This window comes from Candidatus Alcyoniella australis (genome assembly GCA_030765605.1).
GTDB classification, from domain to species: domain Bacteria; phylum Lernaellota; class Lernaellaia; order JAVCCG01; family Alcyoniellaceae; genus Alcyoniella; species Alcyoniella australis.
In genome coordinates, this window is record JAVCCG010000084.1 from 1 (window position 1) to 22,015 (window position 22,015).

Below are 22,015 nucleotides of genomic sequence, written 5' to 3' on the forward strand. Positions count from 1 at the left end.
CCGATTACGGTCAGGATCGGAATCGCCGCGTTGCGCATCACGTGCTTGAGCATTACCAGCCACTCGGGCATGCCCCGCGCGCGCGCCGCGATCACGTAGTCCTCGCCGATCACCTCGAGCACTGCGCTACGCGTCATGCGCGAGAGCATCGCGGCCAAATGTACGCCCAGGGTTACGGCGGGGAGCACGATCGACAGCGGCTGGCCGCGCCCGCTGGGCGGAAACAGCGGCAGCCAGATCGAGAACGCCAAAATCAGCAGCGGCCCCATCCAGAACACCGGCATGCTCACGCCCAGCAGACTGATGGTCATTGAGGCCTGGTCCACGACGCTCCCCTGACGCGACGCGGCGAGGATCCCCGAGGGCAGCGCGATTAATAGCGCGATCAGCAGCGAGACCAAAGCCAGCTCGAGGGTCGGGCCGAAGCGCGTGAGCACAACGCCGCCGTTGACCAGCCGCAGCCCGTCGAACTGCGGCAGCACCGGCTCGCGGTAGAAGAACGACTCGCCCAGATCGAGGTGCGCCAGGCCGCCCAAGAACGCGACGTACTGTTCGCCCAACGGCCGGTCCAGGCCCAGCTGCTGCCGCAGCTGCTCTTTATCCACAGCCTGGGCGGTCTCGCCGAGCATCACCTCCACCGGGTCGCCCGGGATCATGTGCACAAAGAAAAACACGAGGGTCGACACGCCGAGCACCGTGGGCACAGCCAGCAGCAGCCGCCTGAGAATGTAGCGCATCAAGTTTCGATCATCCCCCGCAAGACGGCCCACACAGGGCCGGGTCGAACTGTAGCCTGGAATATTCGCGCGGCTTCGTCAACGAAACGGGCGCGCGTCCATTTAACTAATCGCCTCGCGGCCGTGTCTTAGCAAAGGACGCACGAAGGAGGTTTCACAAGATGATCCGTAATCGCAAATCGTTAATTCCGATGATCGTCGTGGTCGCGGTGGTCGCTATCGCGCTCTGGTCGGGAAACGCCCTGGCCCAGCAGCATCGCAATCCCGTATGCCAAGCTGCGCTGGACAATCCGCAGCTGCTCGCTGAGCTGAACATCACCCAGGAGCAGGTAGCGCAGCTTCAGGAGATCAACCGCGAGATGCGGCGCCAGATGGCGCCGTTGCACTCCAAGCTTGAGGTGACGCGCATCGACCTGGAGGCGCTGCTCGACGCGGACAACCCGGACCGCAAGGCGATCGAGACCAAAGTGAGTCAGATCAGCGATCTGCAAGGACAGATGCAGCTGATCAAGATCAACTCCCAGCTCGATGCCCGGCAGATCGTGGGCAAGCAGACAATGGACAAGCTGCAACAGATGACGCGCGGTCGGCACAATCGTGACGCGCGCGGCAATCAGGGTCAGCAGGGACGCGGCGGACGCGGTGACCGTGGCGACCGCAGCGAACGCGGCGCGAAAAACAACGGCCGCTAAATAAGCCCTTCCCCAAGATAATCAGGGCCCGACCATCTTCGGTCGGGTCCGCATTTTTCTATTTCGACGACACCTCGCTTAACGCGATGCCCAGCGCCTTGGCCACGCCCGCACCGTAAGCCGGGTCGGCCTTGGCGCAGTTGCCGATGTGCCGGGCCTTAATCTCCTGGGGAGCGTCGCCCATGGCGCGGGCGGTGTTGTCGAACAACGCCTGCTGCTGTTCGGGATTCATCATCCGAAACAGATTGCCCGGCTGGGAGTAATAATCGTCGTCATCCTCGCGGTGATTCCAATGATCGGCCACGCCCTCCAGGGCCAGCGGCGGCTCGCGGAACTCGGGCTGTTCCTGCCACTGGCCGTAGCTGTTGGGCTCGTAGCCCAGGGTTGCGCCGCTGTTGTCGTCCACGCGCATCATCCCGTCACGGTGAAAAGTATTGACCGGACAGCGGGCGCGGTTGACCGGAATCAGGTGGTGGTTTACGCCCAGCCGATAGCGTTGGGCGTCGCCGTAGGAGAACAGCCGTCCCTGTAGCATTTTATCGGGCGAGAATCCGATGCCGGGCACGATGTTGGCCGGGTTGAAGGCCGCCTGCTCCACATCGGCGAAGTAGTTCTCCGGATTCTTGTTCAGCTCGAGCACGCCCACATCGATCAGCGGGTAGTCGCCGTGCGGCCAGACCTTGGTCAGGTCGAACGGGTTGAACGGGAAGTCCGCGGCCGCCTTCTCGGGCACGACCTGAATTTTCATCCTCCACCTGGAAAAGTCGCCCTGCTCGATGCTCCCGAACAGATCGCGCTGGTTGCTCTCGCGGCATTTGCCGACGACCTCTGCGGCCTGGGCGTCGGTCAGGTTCTTGATTCCCTGCTCGGTCTTTAGGTGGAACTTGATCCAGAAGCGTTCGCCCCCGGCGTTGAGCAGGCTGTAGGTGTGGCTGCCGTAGCCGTTCATGTGTCGATAGGAGTATGGGATGCCCCGGTCGCTCATGGTGATCGTCACCTGGTGCAGCGACTCGGGCAGCGAGCTCCAGAAGTCCCAGTTGTTGCGGGCGCTGCGCAGATTGGTCTGAGGGTCGCGCTTAACCGCATGGTTCAGATCCGGGAACTTGAGCGGATCCTTGAGAAAGAACACGGGCGTGTTGTTGCCCACCAGATCCCAGTTGCCTTCCTCAGTGTAGAACTTGATGGCAAAGCCGCGGATGTCGCGCTCCGCATCGGCCGCCCCACGCTCGCCGGCCACGGTGGAAAACCGCACGAACAGCTCGGTTTGCTTGCCGACCTCCGAGAAGATCTTGGCCTTGGTGTATTTGGTGATGTCGTGGGTGACGGTGAAAGTGCCGAACGCGCCGGAGCCCTTGGCGTGCATGCGGCGCTCGGGGATCACCTCGCGGTCAAAGTGCGCGAGCTTCTCCAGGAACCAAACGTCCTGCAGCAGCATCGGTCCGCGCGGTCCGGCGGTGATCACGTTTTGATTGTCGACGACCGGCGCACCGACGTTGTGGGTCAGCTTCTTTGACATGGGGCTCCCCCTTTTTACCTGGTTTGATACCCTCCCAACGCACCTGTGGCAGACGCCGCGCACTTGAGGAGGTTCGTATCTGCGTTGTATGTGTCCGGGTCTACCGCTCCAAGCTAACACCAACTGTAATAATTTTTCTGTGAGGCTCGGAGGCCGACGTAAGAAGACGAGTAATCCCGGTTCAGCCGATCTCCTCGGGCCTGATCAGTACGACCTGCTCCAGGAACAGCTTGACCAGCTGCGGATCGAGGGTGGTGCCCGCCTGCTTGTGAATCACGCCCGCGGCCACGCGTAGCGGCTCCTGGTCTTTGTAGGGACGCGAGATCTTCACCGCGTCGAGCACGTCGGCCACGGCGAGGCGGCCCTGTCCTGTGCCGCATGTCCCGAAAAACCGTTGTGGTTCGTATTTACAAGTGACCAGCCAATTCGTAATAAAACTTTTAACATGCTGTTATAATTGGTCTTTATTTTCAGGACTCCGTGTATTGCCAGCGGCTTTTTTAATATATTTCTGTACTTTAATGTTGTTGCGCTTCATATTTGTGCTTTAGTAATATGTTGGCATTATTTGGTGCTGTGCCCAGCAGTCATGGGAAACGACTCTCCAAGTCAATCTGTTGACAAAAAGATGCTGCTTATAGTATTTTATGCGTATCGGGAGGATATCTGTCGTGATTAAATCAAGATTCAAAATGCACTATATAGTTCTAGGCTTGGCATTCATGCTCTGCTTCGTCGCCTGCGACACTGACGATGCCAACGACGATGATTCAATCAATGATGATATTGACGACGATGACGACGACGACTATGATTCTCACGATGCCAACGACGATGATTCAATCGATGATGATATTGACGATGATGACGACGATGACGACGATGAAGAACAATTGGCTGATTATTCGGGAACGCTGTTTGCTCTCTACGATCAGGATGATTATCGAACCCATTTTGCCAAATACACCAGGCAGGGTTGGTCCCTCTTTCCCGATATACAATTAGATGGTATTTATCTTCGCGACATCCAGTATTTTTCTGATTTCAATAAAGCCTACTTGGTCGGAGGTTGGCCTTTTGGAAAAAGCACCAACGGTAAAATATGTACGTTCCAGGAAGGAACAATCAATTGTATTACTCTTGATCAAAATGACGCACGTTGCATCGACTGTCTGGACGAAGACCACTGCGTGGTCGGCATCGCAGACGATTTGCTCCACCCTGGCCATTACTATGAGTTGGCTGACGGGGGCACATGGGTTGATAACGAAATTTCCGATGAAATCTACATGCCGTCGGTATACGATGTCTATCTCGAAGACGACGGCACATTGCATATCGCGGGCGTCTATCTCAAAAACTATGGTACTTTCGGGCAGTGGGAACCGCTGTTTGCCGAGAAAACCGCAGAGGGCTTCGTTCTTGAAGACCTATCGGTTATCGGCGATTTATATAATATGAGCTTGTATAAAATGAGGGAAATCGATGACACCATCTGGTTGGTTGGTGGAAACTGTAACTATTATGAACCTGGACATATACCGGATAACCAGGCGGGATTCATCTTACAACAAAGCGCCGGGGGGTGGATAAAGGAAGACCTGCCAGAGGTTTCGGATAGCTGGCGCGTGCTCGATATACGGAAAATCGGCGATGAGCTGATAGCTTTCGGGATCAACTTTTATAATCTCGCCTGCAACGGAGTTCTACTTCATAAACGGGACGGAGTTTGGCAAAACGCGACCCTTCCGCAGAACAGTGAAGATGACTATCAGTATCTGACAAGTTTGTACGTTGATCAAAACCAAATCGCTTGGATCGGCGGGGCGATATGCCCGATCGGTCCGTACAGTTTTAATTCATATTTAACAAGCTATGATACCGAAGCCATCACCCAACACATGGGGTATCCATCGACGGAATATGTGGTCAATTATATCGATCACTGGGGATCACAATAAAAAAGATTGGACGAGATATGCTTAGATCAAGAGCGAGAGTTTTCTGGTTCGCACTTATCTTGTCCATGATTATCATGCTCTGCTTCGTCGCCTGCGAAAGCGATGATGACGACGATAATCGCGCTGACGATAGTGAAGACGATGATTCAATCGATGACGACGATGACGACGACGATGACGACGACGATGATGACGACGACGATGACGACGACGATGATGACGACGACGATGACGATGACGATGACCTGGAGAATTACCAGGGAATGCTTTTCACAATCTTCCGTTTTGACGAAACATCGGTCTATCAAAATATAAATCTATTTGCGAGATGGGATGGCGATGATTACAAATATTTTGAGAACGAGAGGCTGGATGGATTCTACACACGCGACATGATCTATTATGACGAGGGCAAGGCGATTTTGGTTGGTTGGGGGAATGTAGCGATTGTAAAAAGTACGACTGAACCGGCGTGGGAAGGACATCCGACAATTTGGGAATACGATCATGGCTCTTGGCAAGCGGGATTATTAAACGATTTAACGCACATGACGATAACTTCCGTTGATAATTGGGGCCAGGATCATTTTGTCGCAGGCTTGGGTTCGGAAGTTGCTTATCCGACGTATTATGACAAGCAGGGCAGTGGAGATTGGACCGAAACGATAGCGTTTCTCGATATTTGTGCAACGGTCCGAGATGTCTATTTCGATTCAAACGGCGATCTGTGGCTTGCCGGCTGGCACTACTCAACGGAAATTAATAATCCTGCGCCGTTTGTTATGCATCGGGTGGACGACGAATGGATTGTTGAGGACATTTCGGTGATCGGAGACCGAGACTATCGCTGTGCGCATCGGATCAGGGAGATCAACGGCGAGATCTGGGTCACCGGCGGCAACTGCAGCAGGATACCCGAGGACGAAATGATCGCCATGCCGGGATTTATCATTCATAAGACTGGCGATGGCTGGGTGCAGGAAAGCCTGCCGCAGATCTCGGATAGTTGGCGGATACTCGATATCGGCGAGCTCGACGGCGAGCTGGTAGCGTTCGGGCTCTCATCCCTTGCAGACCTCGAGTACCCGACATCCGGTGTTTTACTTCATAAACAGCAAGGCGTTTGGAGCAGCGTTGCATTGCCCCAGAACGATTTAGGATTTGTGCTGCTCACATCGATGTATATCGACGACCAGGATGTCCTATGGCTCACCGGTGGAATCAGCGATGGAGTGGAAATCTGCAACTCGTATCTGGTCCAATACAGCGACAACGTAGTAACTCAGCTCAAAGGGTACCCGTCCGAGATGCAAATACCGACCGCCATCACAATGTGGGGAGTGCCGAAGTGAGAGCCGCTGGATCGGGCATTGAAATTGACATCGTGCGTCGGCCTGTGCTAAACGCATAGGCATGGTGGATAAAGCGGTAGTTCAGGTTTTGCAAGCAGTCCAGATCAAAGGCTGGTGGCGCTCTATGCAATAGAGGGGATGCCCAATCCGGTCACAAAGGCCACGTGGTTCCCGAGGAACCCGTGGTTTTTTGCTTTTTAAGGGGTTGTTAAATAATGAAAATCGTGGAGAAGCCAAGATGATTAAACCCAGCCTGCAAGGATTTATCGAGCGCGCGCAGCGCGGAAACCTGATCCCGGTCTATCAGGAGATCCTGGCCGATCTGGAGACTCCGATCTCAGCCTATCTGGCGCTGAGCCGCGGGGCGTACGGGTTTCTGCTCGAGAGCGTGGAGGGCGGGACCAACGTCGGGCGCTACTCGTTTTTGGGGTTCGAGCCCACGACGATCTTTTCCAGCAAGGGCGAACAGATCGAGATTCGTCGCGGCCGAGACGTTGAGCAGCGCAGGGGAAATCCGCTGGATGCGCTACGCGAACTGATGTCGGACTACCGGCCGGTGGTGGACGAGGGCATGCCGCCGTTTATCGGCGGTGCGGTAGGCTATTTGGCCTACGATCTGGTGCGCCACTTCGAACGCCTGCCCGATGCGCTGCCCGACGATATGGGCCTGCCGGATTGCCTGCTGCTGATCCCCCAGGTTCTGCTGGTTTTCGACCGCAGTAACAAGACGATCAAGGTGATTTGCGTGGCGCACGTCAACGGCGACCCGCAGGCCGCATACCAGCGCGCCGCGGCCAAGGTCGGCCAGGTGGTGCGCATGCTGCAAACCCACACGGTCAAGCGGCCGCTGGAGCCGTTGGAGATCGAGACCGGACAACAGATCGACAGCACCATGCGCCCCGAGCAATACATGGCGGCCGTCGAACGCTGCAAGGAGTACATCCGGGCGGGCGACATCCTGCAGGTCGTGCTCTCCCAGCGCTTCTCAACGGAGTTCGCGGGAGACCCGTTCGATCTTTACCGGCGCCTGCGGATGGTCAATCCCTCGCCGTACATGTTCTACCTCGATCTGGACGGCATGCAGTTGGTCGGCTCCTCCCCCGAGACCCACGTCAAGGTCGTGGGGCGCAAGGCCACGGTGCGGCCGATCGCGGGCACGCGTAAACGCGGCAAAACCGCGGGCGAGGATCGGGAGCTGGCCATCGACCTGCTCAGCGATGAGAAAGAGGGGGCCGAGCACATCATGTTGGTGGACCTGGGACGCAACGACCTGGGCCGCATCTGCCAGCCGGGCACGGTCGAGGTCACGCAGCTGCGTAAGGTGGAGCACTACTCCCACGTGATGCACATGGTCTCCAGCGTGGAGGGACTGCTCTCGGCGGACCAGGACGCGTTCGACGCGATCCGCGCCACGTTCCCGGCCGGGACGGTCAGCGGCGCGCCGAAGATCAGGGCGATGGAGATCATCGACGAATTGGAGACGACCAAGCGCGGCCCCTACTCCGGGATCGTCGGTTACTTCAGCTTCGACGGCAACCTGGATAGCTGCATCACGATCCGCACGGCCCTGGTGCGCGACGGCCGTTTGCACGTGCAGGCCGGCGCCGGGATCGTGGCCGACTCCCAGCCTGAGCTGGAGCACGAGGAGACGCGCAACAAGGCCCGCGCGGTATTCGCCGCACTGGGCCTGGAATGGAGCGGCCGATGATTGCGGTGATCGATAATTACGACTCGTTCGTCTACAACCTGGTGCAACTGTTCCGCAGCATCGGCTCGGAGGTGCGCGTATTTCGCAACGATGCGCTGAGCGTTGAACAACTGCGCGACATGAACCCCTCGCAGATCGTGATCTCGCCCGGGCCCTGCACGCCGGATCAGGCGGGGATCAGCGTCGATGTGATCCGCAAGCTGGGTCCGCAGATCCCGATCCTCGGCGTCTGTCTGGGGCACGAGGCCATGGGCGCGGCTTTCGGCGCGCGACTGATGCGCAGCCACGAGATCGTTCACGGCAAAAGCTCGGAGGTCAAACACGACGGCCGCTCCCTGTTCCAGGGGCTGGACTCGCCGATGACCGTGGGCCGCTACCACTCGCTGGAGCTCGACCCAGATACGATTCCCGACGAGCTGGAGGTCAGCGCCTGGACCGGCGACGGCAGCGTAATGGCCGTGCGCCATCGTCGCTATCCGCTGGAGGGGGTGCAGTTTCACCCGGAGTCGGTACTCACTCCCCAGGGGCGCTGGCTGTGCGAAAACTTCCTGCACGGCGGCAGGCCGCGCACCACGTTGAAAGCGGCGATCGGCAGGGTCGTGGACGGCCGCGACTTGGCGCGCCCCGAGGCTGAGGACGTGATGAAGCAGATCCTCTCCGGCGCGGCCACCCCGGCCCAAATCGCGGCGCTGATCATCGCACTGCGTCTCAAGGGCGAGACCGTGGAGGAGGTGGCGGGCTGCGCCAAAGTGATGCGCGAGTTCGCCGCTCCGTTGCGCGCGCCCGCAGTCCCGCTGCTGGACACCTGCGGCACGGGAGGCGATGGCGGCAACACCTTCAACATCTCCACAGCCGCCGCCTTTGTGGCGGCGGGCGCGGGCTGCAAAGTGGCCAAGCACGGCAACCGCGCGGTGAGCAGCCGCTGCGGCAGCGCGGACGTGCTGCTGGAACTGGGCGTGAACATCAACTGCGGCCGGGAGCTGACCGAACGAGCGTTGGACGAGGCGGGAATTGCGTTTCTGTTCGCGCCCGCATTCCACGCCGCGATGAAACACGCCATCGGCCCCCGGCGCGAGATCGGCGTGCGCACGCTGTTCAACATCCTCGGCCCGCTGACCAACCCGGCCGGCGCGACCCGGCAGCTGATCGGGGTCTACGATCCGCGCCTGACCAAGCTGGTCGCCGGCGTGCTGGCCGAGCTCGGGTCGGAGCGGGCATTGGTGGTGCACGGCGCGGACGGCCTGGACGAGATCACCCTCAGCGGCTCGACCCGTGTGACCGAGCTCAAGAACGGACGGATCGAGACCTTCGAGATCAAGCCGTCCGACTTCGGCCTCGAGCCGTGTTCAGCGTCCGAGATGGCCGGCGGCGTTCCCCGCACCAACGCGTCGATCCTGCGCTCGATCCTCGAGGGCCGACGCGGGCCGACGCGCGACGTGGTCCTGCTCAACGCCGGGGCGGCCCTTGCCTGCGCGGGACAGGCCGACGATCTGCAACAGGGGATCGCGATGGCCCGGGAGTCGATCGATAGCGGCCGGGCCCGGATCGCCCTGGACCGTCTGGTGGAGATCACCAATGGCTGAGGGGATTTTGCACACGATCCTGAGCGCCAAACGCGAGGAAGTCGCACTGCGCAAGGTGCAACGTCCCCTTGTGCAGACGCGCCTGACCAGCCCAATGGGGCTGTACTTTGAAAACGCACTGGCAGCGCCCGGGATCAGCCTGATCGCCGAAATCAAGCGCGCCTCGCCCAGCAGGGGGGCGCTGCGGCCGGACCTCGATCCGGTTGCCCTGGCGCACATTTATAGGCGGGCCGGAGCAGCGGCGATTTCAGTGCTCACCGACGAGCCGTTCTTCGAGGGCTGTCTGGACGACCTGCGCCTGGCCGTAAAGGCCGGAGGGCTGCCGGTGTTGCGCAAGGATTTCATCATCGATTGCTATCAGATCCTCGAGGCGGCTGACGCGGGCGCCGCGGCAGTGCTGCTGATCGTCGCCGCCCTTGACCAACCGCAACTCATCGGGTTGATCGACTATGCGCACGAGCTGGGCCTCGCCGCGCTGGTCGAGGTGCACGACGCGCCGGAACTCGAGCGCGCGCAGGCCTCGGATGCGCGCGTCATCGGCATCAACAATCGCAACCTGACCAGCTTCAAAACCGACCTGCAAACCAGCTTCGATCTGCTGCCCCTGATCGACGAGGATCGGCTGACAGTGGCCGAGAGCGGCATCCACGACGCCGGAGAAGTGCAAAGCCTGGAGCGGGCCGGGGTCAACGCGGTGCTCGTGGGCGAGGCGCTGGTCACGGCGATCGATCCGGCGGCCAAAATCGAGGAGTTGCTGAGCAGTGAATAAGGTGCAGGTCAAGGTCTGCGGGATCACGCGGATCGAGGACGGCCTGGCCGCCCAGCGCGCGGGCGCGGAGATGATCGGGTTCGTGTTCGCGCAAAGCCCTCGAAGCATCGAGCCTGCTGAGGCCAAGCTGATTGCCGGGCAGCTTAGCTGCAAGAAGGTCGGCGTGTTCGTCAACGAGTCAGCCTGCACGATCAACCAAATCGCGCTGGAATGCGGCCTGGACTACGTGCAACTGCACGGCAACGAAAGCCAGTCCGACTGCGATGCAATCATCCGGCCGGTGATCAAGGCGATCCGCGTGCAGGGCCGGGCCGATGTGGAGCGTGCCATGCGCTTCAAGGTGTTTAGAATTCTGTTCGACGCCCATCTGCCGACCGCTTTTGGCGGCACGGGAACGCCCGTGGATTGGGCGCTGCTCGAGGGTTTGGAGCAGCCGTACATTTTGGCGGGCGGGCTGGGCCCGGATAATGTGGGCCAGGCCGTGGCGCGTCTGGCACCGTGGGGCGTGGACGCCTCGAGCAGATTGGAGTCCGCGCCGGGAATCAAGGACCACGCCAAGCTGACGGCGTTCGTCGCAGCCGCGAAAGGAGCAATAGATGTTGCCCGATGAGCTGGGCAAATTCGGCCGATTCGGCGGCCGGATGGTGCCCGAGACTTTGATGTCGGCGCTCGAACAGCTCGAGACGCTGTATCGCAGCAGCCAGGCGGACCCCGAGTTCACGGGCGAACTGGATCGGCTGCTGCACTCCTATGCCGGCAGGCCGACGCCGCTGACCTATGCCAAGCGGCTGACCGAGCACGCGGGCGGGGCCAAAATTTTGCTCAAGCGCGAGGACCTGCTGCACACCGGCTCGCACAAGATCAACAACACCCTGGGGCAGGCGCTGCTGGCCAGGCGCATGGGCAAGCAACGGATCATCGCCGAGACCGGCGCGGGCCAGCACGGCGTGGCCACGGCCACGGTGGCGGCGCTGTTCGGGCTGGAATGCGAGATCTACATGGGCGAGCTGGACATGGAGCGCCAGCAGCTCAACGTGTTTCGCATGCAGATCCTCGGAGCCCGGGTCAATCCCGTGCGCTCGGGCACGCGCACGCTCAAGGACGCCACCAACGAGGCGATCCGCGACTGGGTGACCAACATCGAGACCACGCACTACATCATCGGCTCGGTGGTCGGCCCGCATCCCTATCCAATGATCGTGCGCGACTTCCAATCGATCATCGGCCGCGAGGCGTTGCAGCAGGTTGTTCAGTCCGAGGGGCGGCTGCCGGACTGCATCGTGGCCTGCGTGGGCGGGGGCTCCAACGCCATCGGCATCTTCCACCCCTTTGTGGAGCACGAGACGGTGCAACTGGTGGGAGTGGAAGCCGGCGGACTGGGCCTGGCCGGGGGGCAACACGCGGCAAGCATCGCGGCCGGTTCCCCGGGCATCCTGCACGGGTCGCTGAGCTACCTGCAACAGGACGACGATGGGCAGGTGCTCGATACGCACTCGATCGCCGCGGGCTTGGACTATCCCTCCGTAGGGCCGGAGCACGCCTTTCTGGCCTCCAGCGGACGCGCGCAATACGTGATCGAGCAGGACGCGGACGCATTGCAGACGTTTGTGCTGCTGGCCCGCACCGAGGGGATCGTGCCCGCGTTCGAGAGCGCCCATGCCGTGGCCCGCGCCGTGCGCATCGCCGCGCAGCTGCGGCCCGATCAGCTCGTGCTCGTCAACCTCTCCGGACGCGGCGACAAGGACGCCCCGAGCGCCATGTCGATCTTGGAGAACCAGCCATGAACCGCATTGACAAAGCCTTCGCGGACAACCGCCGGGCCGGGCGCAAGGGCCTGATCCCTTACTTCACCGCCGGGTTCCCCACGCTCGATGATTCAGCGGAACTGGTGCTGGCCGCGGACCGGGCCGGCGCCACAGTGGTCGAGTTGGGAGTGCCGTTCTCAGACCCGATCGCCGACGGCCCGGTGATTCAGCATTCCTCGCAAATTGCCCTGGAAAGGGGCGTGACCCTGGGACGGATTCTGGAGACGGTCGCCGGACTGCGCCAAAACTGCGACTGTCCGCTGGTGCTGATGGGCTATGCCAACAGCTTCATGCGCTACGGGTTCGAGCGCTTGGTGCTCGACGCCAAGGACGCCGGGGCCGACGGCCTGATCATTCCCGACCTGCCGCCCGAGGAGGCCTCCGAAGTACTGGAGGCGGCGCGCAAGGCCGAGCTATCGATTGTTTTTCTGGTGGCGCAGACCAGCTCCGCCAAGCGCGCCGAGATGATCTGCAAGGCTGCCAGCGGATTCGTCTATTACGTGGCTCGCTTGGGCGTGACCGGAGTTTCAACCGGCGTCTCGCCGTTGCTCGCGAACAACATCGACGCGCTACGGCAATATACCGACCTGCCGATCGCCGCGGGATTCGGCATTTCCACGCCCGAGCAGGCGGCGCAAGTAGTGCAGCACGCGGACGCGGCGATCATCGGCAGCGCCTTGATTCGCCTGGCGACCGACCATCACGGCCCGGGCTCGATGGTCGCGGCGATTGAGCAATTCATCGCGCAGTGCGTGGGGGCCTGCTCCGAGGCCGCCAGCGGCTAGGCTGAATTGTTGATGTGGGTTCGGACAAGGAGCTCAAACTCGCTGATTTGCAAAAGTACGCAAAGCCGTAGCGCCCATATCAACCAGCAGATCGGCACAATGCGGTTGGCAGCGTAACGATAGAGTGCCAGACTCCCGGATCGAGTGATCCCGCAACAGGGGGCAGTTCAAGTGCGCGCCGGCCATTTTACATTGCTGTTTATCATCAGAGCAGCGTTTCTGCTGGCCATGACGTTGCTGGTTCTGTTCCTGACCGGAAAATTGTCCTTGGCCTTGATCTGGTCGATCACCTTCCTGGTGTCGCTGAAATTGAACGAAATGCTGCTGAGAAAGCGAGTGACCCGCACGGCCATAGACAAACCTGTATGGCTGTTGATCGCTGGTTCGATCGTCGCCATGCTGCTGCTGGTGGGCGGCCTGAGCGTAGCCACAGGCCTGCGCCCAGCCATGGGAGGCCTGATCGCGCTGCTGCTCGCCGTGCTCCTTGTAATCCAGTCGCTCTATCTTTTGCCGCGATTGAGGATGGCCAATACCCTGCTCTTCCTGTTGGCTTGCTGCGCCCTATTGACCGTTGAAGGTCTGGTCCGAGCCGGTGGGCTCGAAGTCTACGCTCAGCCCCAGGGCGTGCCGCGCTCGATGATCAGGGATTCGAGGCTCGGCTGGATCACGCCCAACCTGGATGATGTGTTTAATTTTCAGGAAGCCTCGTCAATGGGCATCGGCCAGCGGCTACAATCCGATGCGCAAGACAGCCAAAAGCTCGTGCTCTGCCTCGGAGGAAGCAGCACCGCGGGCCAGCGAAATGCCGATGCCGATGACAATCGCTGGTGGCCCGAGGAACTGCAGGATGTGTTCGCAGCCGACGGGGAGCAGGTAAAAGTGCTTAACGCCGGAGCTTCGGGCTACGCCAGCTTCCAAATACTGGTCCTTTTCAAAGAGTTCCTGACAGCCGTGCGGCCGGACCTGGTAATCGTTTACTCCGGTTTTAACGACTTCTGCCAGGCTCAGTCAGCGCCCATGACCCAGCGCGAGTGGTTCGAATTGAGCCGTCGCGCCCAAAACGGCCAAGCCGGCGGCTGGATCGTCAGCCTGCAACGCCTGCTCTCGCATTCGCATCTGTATAACCTCGCAGTCCGCGCCGCGATGGTCGGCCGAGCCAAATTAGGCGATGCCAGGGCCAACTCGCCGGTGGAGTTTAAGCACAATTTGATCGAACTGTGCCAGGAGATCCACAGCCGGGGCGGCAGAGCCCTTTTCGTAGCCGAGGCATCACCGACCGTTCCGCCCGAGTATGGCGAACAGATGGTATCAGCGGCCGCTGAGTGCGACGCGCTGTTCCTGGACATTCAGCCGCGACTTTTGCAGGGGCATCAATGGGGCGAGCTGTTTTCCGACGATGTGCACACCACGCCTTTTGGCGCGCAGATCATCGCCCAAGTCATGGCCGACTTTATCGATGAGCAAAATCTCATTACCCAATGATATAGAAAACCCGGAATCATTTTTGATTCCGGGTAATTAACTTGGTAGCGGGGACAGGATTTGAACCTGCGACCTTCGGGTTATGAGCCCGACGAGCTACCAGACTGCTCCACCCCGCGTCAGGGAGCGATAACTTAGCCGCTTGCCTGGCCTTTGTCAACAGCAATCGCGGTGCCCCGCAGGCCCTGCGCTTGCGGCCTTACGCGCGCCGGCCGTAGAATGGCTAAAATCTCCAGGAGGCGCTGATGCCCACTGTCGGCATAGTTACCAGCCCGTTATTTACCGAGCACGACACCGGCTCGATGCATCCGGAAAGCCCCCAGCGTCTGGTCGTAATTCAGCGCATGCTGGAAAGTTCCGGCCTGATCCACCGTCTCAAGCAGCTGCCGTTGCGCGACGCTAAACGCGACGAGCTACTGGCGATCCACGACTTCTCCCACATCCGGCGCGTCGAATCGACCGCGGGCGTACGCTCCTCGGCCCTGGACATGGACACGCCGCTGAGCGCGCGCAGTTACGACGCGGCGCTGCAGGCCGCGGGAAGCTGCTGCGAGGCGGTTAAATTGATCCACGAGGGCGTGGTCGACAGCGCCTTTGCCCTGGTGCGGCCGCCGGGACATCACGCCGAATCCGACCGCGGCATGGGATTCTGCCTGTTCAACAACGTGGCCGTAGCCGCCAGGTACGCACTGGACCGACTGGGGCTGCAACGCGTGGCGATCGTCGATTGGGACTTGCATCACGGCAACGGCACACAACACTCGTTTGAACAAAGCGACGAGGTGCTCTACGTCTCGACCCACCGCTCGCCGTTCTACCCGGGCTCCGGCGACTTCTTCGAGGTCGGCAGCGGAGTCGGCGAGGGCTTCTCCCTCAACCTGCCGATGGGCATCGGCCACGGCGACGGCGATTACGTCACACTGTTCGATCAGGTGATCTGCCCGGTGCTGCGCGAGTATCAGCCGCAGCTGCTGCTGGTCTCCGCCGGATTCGACACGCACATCAACGATCCGCTCGGCGGCGAGAACTGCACGCCGCTGGGCTATCAGCAAATGACGTTACGGCTGCTCGAGGTCGCGGACGAATGCTGCGGCGGCAAGATGCTGGTCACGCTCGAGGGCGGCTACGATCTCCAGGGCCAGGCCGACAGCATCCAGGCCGTGCTCGAGACGATGTTGGCGCAGCCCGCAGAACGCGGGCGTGTGGAGCTCGAGCCGGAGAAGCCGCGGATCATCGGCCAGCTGGTGGCCCAGGCGCTGATGGTCAACGGCAAGTACTGGGAGACGCTGGCCCAGTGAGCCTGGACCTCGCCGGATATCTCGAACTCCAGCGCGACCGGGTCGACGCATTTCTCAAAGAATATCTTCGGACGCTCGAGGCCCCCTCGCAACTGGTCGAGGGCATGCGCTACGCGCTGCTCGGGCCGGGCAAGCGCATTCGTCCGATCCTCGCATCGGCCGCTGCGCGTTGCGTGGGCGAGAAGCAGGACCAGGTACTCCCCGCGGCCTGCGCCCTGGAGATGATCCACGCCTACTCGCTGGTGCATGACGATCTGCCCGCCATGGACGACGACGAGCTGCGGCGCGGCCGACCCTCGACCCACGTGGCGTTCGGCGAGGCCCAGGCCGTGCTGATCGGCGACGCGCTGCTCAGCGAGGCGTTTGTCCTGCTCGGAGACCTGAGCCGCCATCCGGGGATCTACGCCCACGAGCTGCTCGAGGTCAGCGGACGCGTGGCGCGCGCCGCCGGCGCCTGGGGCATGGTCGGCGGGCAATGGCTCGACATCGTCAGTCAGGGAGCTGCGCCCGACATTGCAGACGTCGAGCGCATCCATCTGGGAAAGACCGCGCGGCTGATCCAGGTCGCGTGTTATCTGGGCGCGCGCCTGGGCGGAGGGGCCGAGGCCGAGGTCCAGAGCCTAAGCAATTACGGGCTCAAGCTCGGCCTGTTGTTCCAGCTTCAGGACGACGTACTGGCCGAGGTCGGCAGCGAACAACAGACCGGCAAACGCCAAGGCCGCGACCGCGAGCTGCACAAGGCCACGGCCGTGGCGGCATTAGGTCTCGACTCGGTTCGTCTGCGCGCCAAGCAGCTGGCCCACGAGGCGCTGGGCTGCCTCTCGAACCTCGACGAACAGCGCTACGATCCGTTGCTCAAGCTGGTGCGTTACGTGCTCGACCGAGCGGATTAATGACCGACCCGACATATCGCGTGCTCGATCATCCGGCGGACCTCTATCTGGAGCTCGAGGCGCACGACGAGCGCGAGCTGTTCGTCGCGGCCGCGCAGGCGCTATACGATCTGACGGTCGGCGATTACGCGGCGCCGGCTGCCGAGCGTCTGGAGCTCGAGGTCGAGGGACGCGACCTGGAACACCTGTTGCAACGCTGGCTGAGCGAACTGCTGTTTGTGCTCGACGCGCAACGGATCGCCGTCAGGCAGGTCGAGGTTACGCGGCTCGAGACGGGCCGGGTCAGCGGCAGCGCCCAGGGCGTGAGGCTGGCCGACCTCCAAGAGCCGCCCAAACTCGAGATCAAGGCGGCGACGTTTCACGGCCTACAGATCGATCGCGGCGATGGCAAAATCGTTGCACGGGTGCTGTTCGACGTATAGCTTGTTGGATCAATCGGTCCAAGCTGTGCGCATGGAGTCGCCGGGCAATGGATGTTGACGAGGCCTACCTGACATACAACGAAGACGACGACGAGCTCGAGTTCGACGCCGGCGGCGTGGACCTGTTGCTGTTTGCCGCGGCCGGCGCTGCGTTCTTCCCGTTGCTGCGCGGCCTACACGCTGTGCTGGCGCACTCCGTGGTCCCGCCGACGTCGGCCCTGGCGAGCTTGGGATTCGCAGGCGGCGCGCTGATCGCCGCACGGATCAGGCGTCGCAATCCGGACGCGCCCTGGCCCGCGTTCGCGTTTCTCGGACTCGCGGTCGGACTGCTGTTGTTCACGATTTTATTCCGGCTGTGGCCCGATCGCCTCGACGGCGTTCAGGGTCCGGCCTGGGTCGCGGTCGCGGTTTGGTCCCTGTGCCTGGCGGTCGTGTTGTTCTGGATCGGCTCGGCCCTGTCCTGGTCGCTGTGCATCGCTTCGCGCAACGCTGCCGGTCCTCTGGCGCGGGCGCTGTTCGGCTTGAGCCTGGGTCTGGGCATCGGCGCGGCGTTGCTCTCGCTGCTGGGCGGCCCGGGCGCAATGCTCGTGCTGGCGATGGTCTGCTCGCTTTGCTGCGCCTGGATGGCGTTCAACAACGGCCCGCGCTGGATCGTCTGGTCCGGGCTGGGCCTAGCCTCGGCGTTGCTGGTCACCGGAGCGGTCGACTTGTTCCATCCCTACCTCGAACGTGGAACGGGCCGGGCGCATTGGAACAGCGCGGCGCGGGTTCAGCTCGAACCAAGTGCGGACGGAGACCGGCTGTTGATCGACCGCCGCCTGCGGTTCCAGACCGGTCCGGGTTGGGACGCGCCGCCAGTGTCGAAACTGCCCGCCTTATTGCTGGACCCGACCGACGTGCTGGTCCTGGGTGCGGCAGGCGATCGCCAGGCGCGCTGGATGTTGCGCAACGGAGCGACCCGCGTGCTGACGCAGCCCGAGTCCGCGCTGGTCCCGATGGCGCTGGGCAAGCCGACCGTTGAGCTGTCCTGGACCGCACTCCGCGGAATCGCCGCCCTGGGTCAGCAGCGTTTCGATCTGATCTGGCTGCCGCAGCGCGTCGATCTGCGGGCCGCACGCTCGGGCGAGCTGCTGTTTCACGCCGACCGGCTGCTGACGCGCGAGGGGATTGCGGCGGCTCTGGAACACCTGTCGGACGAGGGCCTGCTGGTGATTGAGGCTTGGCCCGGGGACGAGGGGCTGCTACTGGGTCTGCTGGCGCTGGTGCGCACGACGTTCGGCGATCTTGACGCGCGGCGTCACGTGTTCGCGGTGCAGGGCGACGAACTGGCGCTGATCCTGGTCCGCCGCTCGCCGTTCGAGGGCGGCCGCGCAGTGGGCGGGATCGACGCGCTGATCAGCGCCTGCACCTCTCGCGGTCTGACGATCCACCACGCGCACCTGCTGCAGGGCCGCGATCGCCTGACCCGCTGTGCGATCAAGTACGTCGGCGGCCCACAGCTTGATCGCTCGCCCTCGCGCGATCGGCCGTTCTTTTTCGCCTTTACCGGAGCGCTGGGCGGAGCGGCCAACGACCCGCAACGGCTGATCCTGTTCTGCGCGATCGTTGCCGCAGCGCTGTTCGGCCTGTCGCTGGTTGCCTGCGCCTGGACGTTGCTTATCCCGTCGAGCCGTTCGCGCGCCGCCCAGCGCGTCCACGCCTTTCGCAGCGGACTGGGCGCGGCCGCGGCCGCGTTGGCCATCGGCCCCTCGCTGTTCGTTCTGGGGCGAATGCTCGCGCCGCTGGTCGGACGCGACGGTCTGGCGCTCGCCGGTTGCGCAACAGCCGCAGCCCTGGGGCTGAGCATCGGCGCGGCCCTGTCACGCGCCCTGCCCCGCGATGCGGCCGGACGCTGGATCAAGGTCGTGATGGCGCTGGAACTGGTCTACCTGATGTTGGCCGTCTACCTGGGACCGCGCGTCCTGCTTTCGCCGCCTGCCAATTCACTGACCGCCGCGGCGCTGGCCGCTGCGTTGCTGATTCCCGCTGCCGCGGGCTTCGGCACGCTGCTGGGAGCCGGCCTCACGGCCGGGGCCTCGGGCAGGCTCGGACCAGCCGGGTTGGTGGTCTGCTGCGCCCTGGCGTTGCCGGCCGGCGTTTTGCTATCACTGTTGCTGCCGCTGTACTTGGGGTTGATTAAGACCGCCCTTTGCGGCGCGGCCCTGGGTCTGCTCGCCGCCTTTGTGCTGCCCGAGGAGCTTGATCCCGAAGGCTGAGAAATAGCTGTCTGGGCGATCAGGGTTGGGATTGCCGCCCGCCCTCGGCGGTCTGCTGTTCAAGCAGCAGGTCCAGCACCTCGAGCACCGCCACGGCGTCGCTAGAAGACGGAAGCACGCTGTGGATCCGCGCCTCGTCCTCACTGCTCAACGTCGGGACCACTGAATCCGAGCGGATGGCGATCAAGGCCAGTTCCGGACGCAGCTCGCCGACCGCGTGCAGCACCTGTTGGGCCGAACCGTGGGGCAACCCCAGATCGAGCAGCACAATGTCGATGATCGGCCCCTGCTGTTCCACCGCCTCGATCGCCTCGCGAGCGTTGGAGGCTGGGATCACGCTGTAGCCCGCACGGGTCAACACCGACTGCAGCATGCCCGACATATGCCGCTTGGCGTGAGCCAGCAGTACGGTGCAGGTCAAGCCGCCGGAGATCAGCTGCTCGCGCCGCAGATCCAGGTTCTCGGCGGCGGGCAGGTAGATCGTAACGCAGTTGCCCGCGTCCCGTCGGCTCGTCGCCCGCACGTACCCGGAGTGGGACTTGACGATGCCGTAGACCATCGACAGGCCCACGCCGTGACGCTGGCCGCGGCGGTCGATCGTGAACGGCATGAACAGCGTCTGCAGCGCCCGGGAGTCGATGGGCGGCCCGTGGTCGATGATTTCGACGGTGACGTATCTGCCCGGCGGGATTGTGTCCCGCTCGTCCGACAGCGCCTGTTGGAGATCGATCATGTCGACAATCATCTCGGCCGAATCGGCGCGCGGCGCGGCCTGGCGCGCGTTGATCATCAGCGACAGCAGGGCCTGTTCGAACATCCCCGAGTCGAGGCGCACCGGGGCCGGCGCGCTGTTGATCTTGAGCTTCACCTCCCAGACGGGATCGATCGTCTTGTTCAGCTCGGGCAGCAAATCCTCGATCAGCCTGGTAACGTCGAACAGCCGCGGATGGGCGCGGGGTTCGGCCGAAATGTACTTGAGCTGCTCGGCCATGCGCATCACGCTGCGCCCGGCCTCCTCCATCGCCTCGAGGCTGCGGTAGACCCGGTCGTCGGTGGGCAGGATCGACTTGGCCACCGCGCTGTGACCGAGGATCACGCTCATCTGTTCGGCCAGGCGGCGTGAGATGCCGCCGGCGAGGATCTCCAGCCCCTCGATCTTGGCCTCGGCGGTCAGCGCGCGCTCCATCCGCTTGCGCTCGGTGATGTCGCGGATGATCGTGATCACGCGCTGCACCTGGCCCAACGAATCGTGGATCGGGATCTTGCTCGTCTCGGTCCAGAACTGCCGGTCCTCGGTCTCGGTGAACTCTTCGCTGATCTGCGGTTCGCCGTTCTCGAACACCGCGCGATACTCCCGCAAGGCCTTTTCCGGGATAAAGGGAAAGACCTCGGAAATCTTGGCGCCCACCGGCGTAGCGGAGAAGCCCAACTCGGAGGCGACGCGTTCCAGCGCCTCGTTGCACAACACGATCCGCAGATCGCGGTCGGCCACGTGAACGATGTCGTCCAGCGCGTCGATCGTCGTGCGGTAGCGCTCCTCGCTTTGACGCAACGCCTCCTCGGCCTCGCGGCGCTTGGTGATGTCGCGGATAACCGCCAGCACGCGATCCTCGCCCAGGCGTTTGGCGTTGATCTCGACCTGGACCGAGCTGCCGTCCTCGCGGGCGATCACGGCCTCGGTCAATATCCGCTCGCCGCGCAATACCCGCTTGAAGTTCTGCTGGTGAAGCTCTCTGTCGTCAGCCCGGTGCAGGTCGGTCAGCAGCTTGCCGATCAGCTCGTTGCGCAAGCGGCCCGCCAACTGACAGGCTGCTTGGTTGACGTCGGTGATCCGCCCCTTGGAGTCGTAGACCAAAATCGCGTCGGAGGCCTGCTCCATCAGTTGGCGATACTTTGCCTCGCTACGGCGCAACGCCTCCTCGGCCTGCCTGCGCTCGCTGATGTCGCGGATGCTGGCCTGAAAGGTGTTCTCGTCGATGCGCGAGGCCGTAATTTCGACCGGTATCACCCGACCGTCAGAGCGTCGCAGCTCGCGCTCGTGGCGCACCACCTTGCCTTGCATCACCTCGGCGATGCGCAGCGGACTGTGCTTAAGGTTCTCGTGGGTGATAAATCCGGGGGCTCCCTCGCGCTTTAAATAATCAAGGGGGCGATCGAGCAGCTCGAGAAACTTGGGATTGGCGTCGAGCATCTTGCCGTTGACGTCGGCGATAAGGATCGAGTCCGAGGCGTTCTCGAGCAGCAGGCGGTAGCGTTGTTCGCTCTTTCGCAACGCTTCGTCCGAGACCTTGCGTTCTGTGACGTCCTGGCCGAAGACCAGAAACAGCTCTTGTCCGTGCCAGCCGCGAAACAGCGTCGAGTTCCATGCCAAGCAGCGCAGCTCGCCTGAGCGAGTGACGATCGTCGCCTCGTGATAAGAAAGCCGACCCTGCTCAAGCATGGAATTGAAAACGGTCTTCGCCTTTTCACCCATGCCCTGCGGCACGAAGCGCTCAATGAAGTCCCGATCGACCAACTGCTCCAGAGCGTAGCCGGAGAGCTCGATGAAAAACCGGTTGGCGTAACGGATCTTGTGATCTGTGGTCAACGCAATGACGCAGATGCCCAGCATGTCCAGGCCGCGTTTGAGCAGGTCGACGTCGAAGCTGCCCAGGTCGCTGGGAAGCTCGATCGCCTTGAACGACTTGTTGTTATTTTCTTCAGCCAATCGCCCGATCCCCTGCTTCCGGCCCGCAACCTCGACGAATGATATTGCAG

18 protein-coding genes and 1 tRNA gene are annotated in these 22,015 nt (G+C 62.2%); 14 read left to right on the plus strand and 5 right to left on the minus strand.

The window, feature by feature from the left end:
- Nucleotides 1–737: ABC transporter permease (locus P9M14_08835; GenBank protein MDP8255842.1), on the minus strand; the 737-nt coding region annotated here is incomplete at its 3' end.
- A 161-nt stretch (nt 738–898) separates the two neighbouring features.
- Between P9M14_08835 and P9M14_08840 the strand changes: the two genes are divergently transcribed.
- On the plus strand, nt 899–1,429 hold the full coding sequence (locus P9M14_08840; protein ID MDP8255843.1) for a periplasmic heavy metal sensor: 531 nt from the start codon (nt 899–901) through the stop codon (nt 1,427–1,429).
- Between the two features lie 58 nt (nt 1,430–1,487).
- Here P9M14_08840 and P9M14_08845 read toward each other — a convergent pair whose 3' ends face one another.
- Together P9M14_08845 and P9M14_08850 are read right to left on the minus strand one after the other, a co-directional pair.
- Nucleotides 1,488–2,945, minus strand: coding sequence for a catalase (locus tag P9M14_08845; protein MDP8255844.1), 1,458 nt, complete (start codon nt 2,943–2,945; stop codon nt 1,488–1,490).
- A gap of 181 nt (nt 2,946–3,126) precedes the next feature.
- Nucleotides 3,127–3,297 carry a hypothetical protein gene (locus tag P9M14_08850; protein MDP8255845.1) on the minus strand — a complete coding sequence of 57 codons (171 nt, stop codon included), beginning with the start codon at nt 3,295–3,297 and terminating at the stop codon, nt 3,127–3,129.
- Nucleotides 3,298–3,616: 319 nt separating this feature from the next.
- Between P9M14_08850 and P9M14_08855 the strand changes: the two genes are divergently transcribed.
- The 9 genes from P9M14_08855 to P9M14_08895 all read left to right on the plus strand — a co-directional run bounded on the left by P9M14_08855 (nt 3,617) and on the right by P9M14_08895 (nt 14,390).
- Nucleotides 3,617–4,906, plus strand: coding sequence for a hypothetical protein (locus tag P9M14_08855; protein MDP8255846.1), 1,290 nt, complete (start codon nt 3,617–3,619; stop codon nt 4,904–4,906).
- Between the two features lie 65 nt (nt 4,907–4,971).
- Nucleotides 4,972–6,258: a hypothetical protein gene (locus tag P9M14_08860; GenBank protein MDP8255847.1), complete on the plus strand. Its 1,287-nt coding sequence runs from the start codon at nt 4,972–4,974 to the stop codon at nt 6,256–6,258.
- Between the two features lie 238 nt (nt 6,259–6,496).
- Complete coding sequence (gene trpE, locus P9M14_08865) at nt 6,497–7,966, plus strand: anthranilate synthase component I (GenBank protein ID MDP8255848.1); 1,470 nt, start codon at nt 6,497–6,499, stop codon at nt 7,964–7,966.
- Entirely contained in the window at nt 7,963–9,549 is a 1,587-nt protein-coding gene (locus P9M14_08870) for a bifunctional anthranilate synthase component II/anthranilate phosphoribosyltransferase (protein MDP8255849.1), read from the plus strand. The genes trpE and P9M14_08870 overlap by 4 nt, the downstream gene beginning before the upstream one ends.
- Entirely contained in the window at nt 9,542–10,318 is a 777-nt protein-coding gene (trpC, locus tag P9M14_08875; GenBank protein ID MDP8255850.1) for an indole-3-glycerol phosphate synthase TrpC, read from the plus strand. Before P9M14_08870 ends, trpC begins: the two co-directional genes overlap by 8 nt.
- Nucleotides 10,311–10,928 carry a phosphoribosylanthranilate isomerase gene (locus tag P9M14_08880; protein MDP8255851.1) on the plus strand — a complete coding sequence of 206 codons (618 nt, stop codon included), beginning with the start codon at nt 10,311–10,313 and terminating at the stop codon, nt 10,926–10,928. The genes trpC and P9M14_08880 overlap by 8 nt, the downstream gene beginning before the upstream one ends.
- Nucleotides 10,915–12,102, plus strand: coding sequence for a tryptophan synthase subunit beta (trpB, locus tag P9M14_08885; protein MDP8255852.1), 1,188 nt, complete (start codon nt 10,915–10,917; stop codon nt 12,100–12,102). The genes P9M14_08880 and trpB overlap by 14 nt, the downstream gene beginning before the upstream one ends.
- On the plus strand, nt 12,099–12,908 hold the full coding sequence (gene trpA, locus P9M14_08890; GenBank protein ID MDP8255853.1) for a tryptophan synthase subunit alpha: 810 nt from the start codon (nt 12,099–12,101) through the stop codon (nt 12,906–12,908). The genes trpB and trpA overlap by 4 nt, the downstream gene beginning before the upstream one ends.
- A 144-nt stretch (nt 12,909–13,052) precedes the next feature.
- Nucleotides 13,053–14,390 carry an SGNH/GDSL hydrolase family protein gene (locus P9M14_08895; GenBank protein MDP8255854.1) on the plus strand — a complete coding sequence of 446 codons (1,338 nt, stop codon included), beginning with the start codon at nt 13,053–13,055 and terminating at the stop codon, nt 14,388–14,390.
- A gap of 42 nt (nt 14,391–14,432) precedes the next feature.
- Here P9M14_08895 and P9M14_08900 read toward each other — a convergent pair.
- A tRNA-Met gene (locus P9M14_08900) sits at nt 14,433–14,509 on the minus strand.
- Between the two features lie 126 nt (nt 14,510–14,635).
- On the opposite strand from P9M14_08900, the gene P9M14_08905 reads away from it, so the two are divergent.
- Genes P9M14_08905 through P9M14_08920 form a run of 4 tightly spaced genes read left to right on the plus strand, consistent with a single transcriptional unit; the run spans nt 14,636 to nt 19,258 of the window.
- Nucleotides 14,636–15,688 (plus strand): histone deacetylase, encoded by a 1,053-nt coding sequence (locus tag P9M14_08905; protein MDP8255855.1) that lies wholly within the window; start codon nt 14,636–14,638, stop codon nt 15,686–15,688.
- Nucleotides 15,685–16,581 (plus strand): polyprenyl synthetase family protein, encoded by an 897-nt coding sequence (locus P9M14_08910; protein MDP8255856.1) that lies wholly within the window; start codon nt 15,685–15,687, stop codon nt 16,579–16,581. Before P9M14_08905 ends, P9M14_08910 begins: the two co-directional genes overlap by 4 nt.
- Entirely contained in the window at nt 16,581–17,003 is a 423-nt protein-coding gene (locus P9M14_08915; protein MDP8255857.1) for an archease, read from the plus strand. The genes P9M14_08910 and P9M14_08915 overlap by 1 nt, the downstream gene beginning before the upstream one ends.
- A 47-nt stretch (nt 17,004–17,050) precedes the next feature.
- A complete protein-coding gene (locus P9M14_08920) occupies nt 17,051–19,258 on the plus strand; it encodes a hypothetical protein (protein MDP8255858.1) in 2,208 nt (735 codons plus the stop codon).
- A gap of 19 nt (nt 19,259–19,277) precedes the next feature.
- Here P9M14_08920 and P9M14_08925 read toward each other — a convergent pair whose 3' ends face one another.
- Nucleotides 19,278–21,965 (minus strand): PAS domain S-box protein, encoded by a 2,688-nt coding sequence (locus tag P9M14_08925; GenBank protein ID MDP8255859.1) that lies wholly within the window; start codon nt 21,963–21,965, stop codon nt 19,278–19,280.
- Nucleotides 21,966–22,015 lie beyond the last annotated feature (50 nt).

Excerpts from the sequence above, each read along its gene's own strand:
- trpB (MDP8255852.1), top strand. The coding sequence starts at position 10,915 with ATGTTGCCCGATGAGCTGGGCAAATTCGGCCGATTCGGCGGCCGGATG.
- P9M14_08905 (MDP8255855.1), top strand. The coding sequence starts at position 14,636 with ATGCCCACTGTCGGCATAGTTACCAGCCCGTTATTTACCGAGCACGAC.
- P9M14_08920 (MDP8255858.1), top strand. The coding sequence starts at position 17,051 with ATGGATGTTGACGAGGCCTACCTGACATACAACGAAGACGACGACGAG.
- P9M14_08860 (MDP8255847.1), top strand. The coding sequence starts at position 4,972 with ATGATTATCATGCTCTGCTTCGTCGCCTGCGAAAGCGATGATGACGAC.
- trpE (MDP8255848.1), top strand. The coding sequence starts at position 6,497 with ATGATTAAACCCAGCCTGCAAGGATTTATCGAGCGCGCGCAGCGCGGA.
- trpA (MDP8255853.1), top strand. The coding sequence starts at position 12,099 with ATGAACCGCATTGACAAAGCCTTCGCGGACAACCGCCGGGCCGGGCGC.
- P9M14_08845 (MDP8255844.1), bottom strand. The coding sequence starts at position 2,945 with ATGTCAAAGAAGCTGACCCACAACGTCGGTGCGCCGGTCGTCGACAAT.
- P9M14_08870 (MDP8255849.1), top strand. The coding sequence starts at position 7,963 with ATGATTGCGGTGATCGATAATTACGACTCGTTCGTCTACAACCTGGTG.
- trpC (MDP8255850.1), top strand. The coding sequence starts at position 9,542 with ATGGCTGAGGGGATTTTGCACACGATCCTGAGCGCCAAACGCGAGGAA.
- P9M14_08840 (MDP8255843.1), top strand. The coding sequence starts at position 899 with ATGATCCGTAATCGCAAATCGTTAATTCCGATGATCGTCGTGGTCGCG.
- P9M14_08915 (MDP8255857.1), top strand. The coding sequence starts at position 16,581 with ATGACCGACCCGACATATCGCGTGCTCGATCATCCGGCGGACCTCTAT.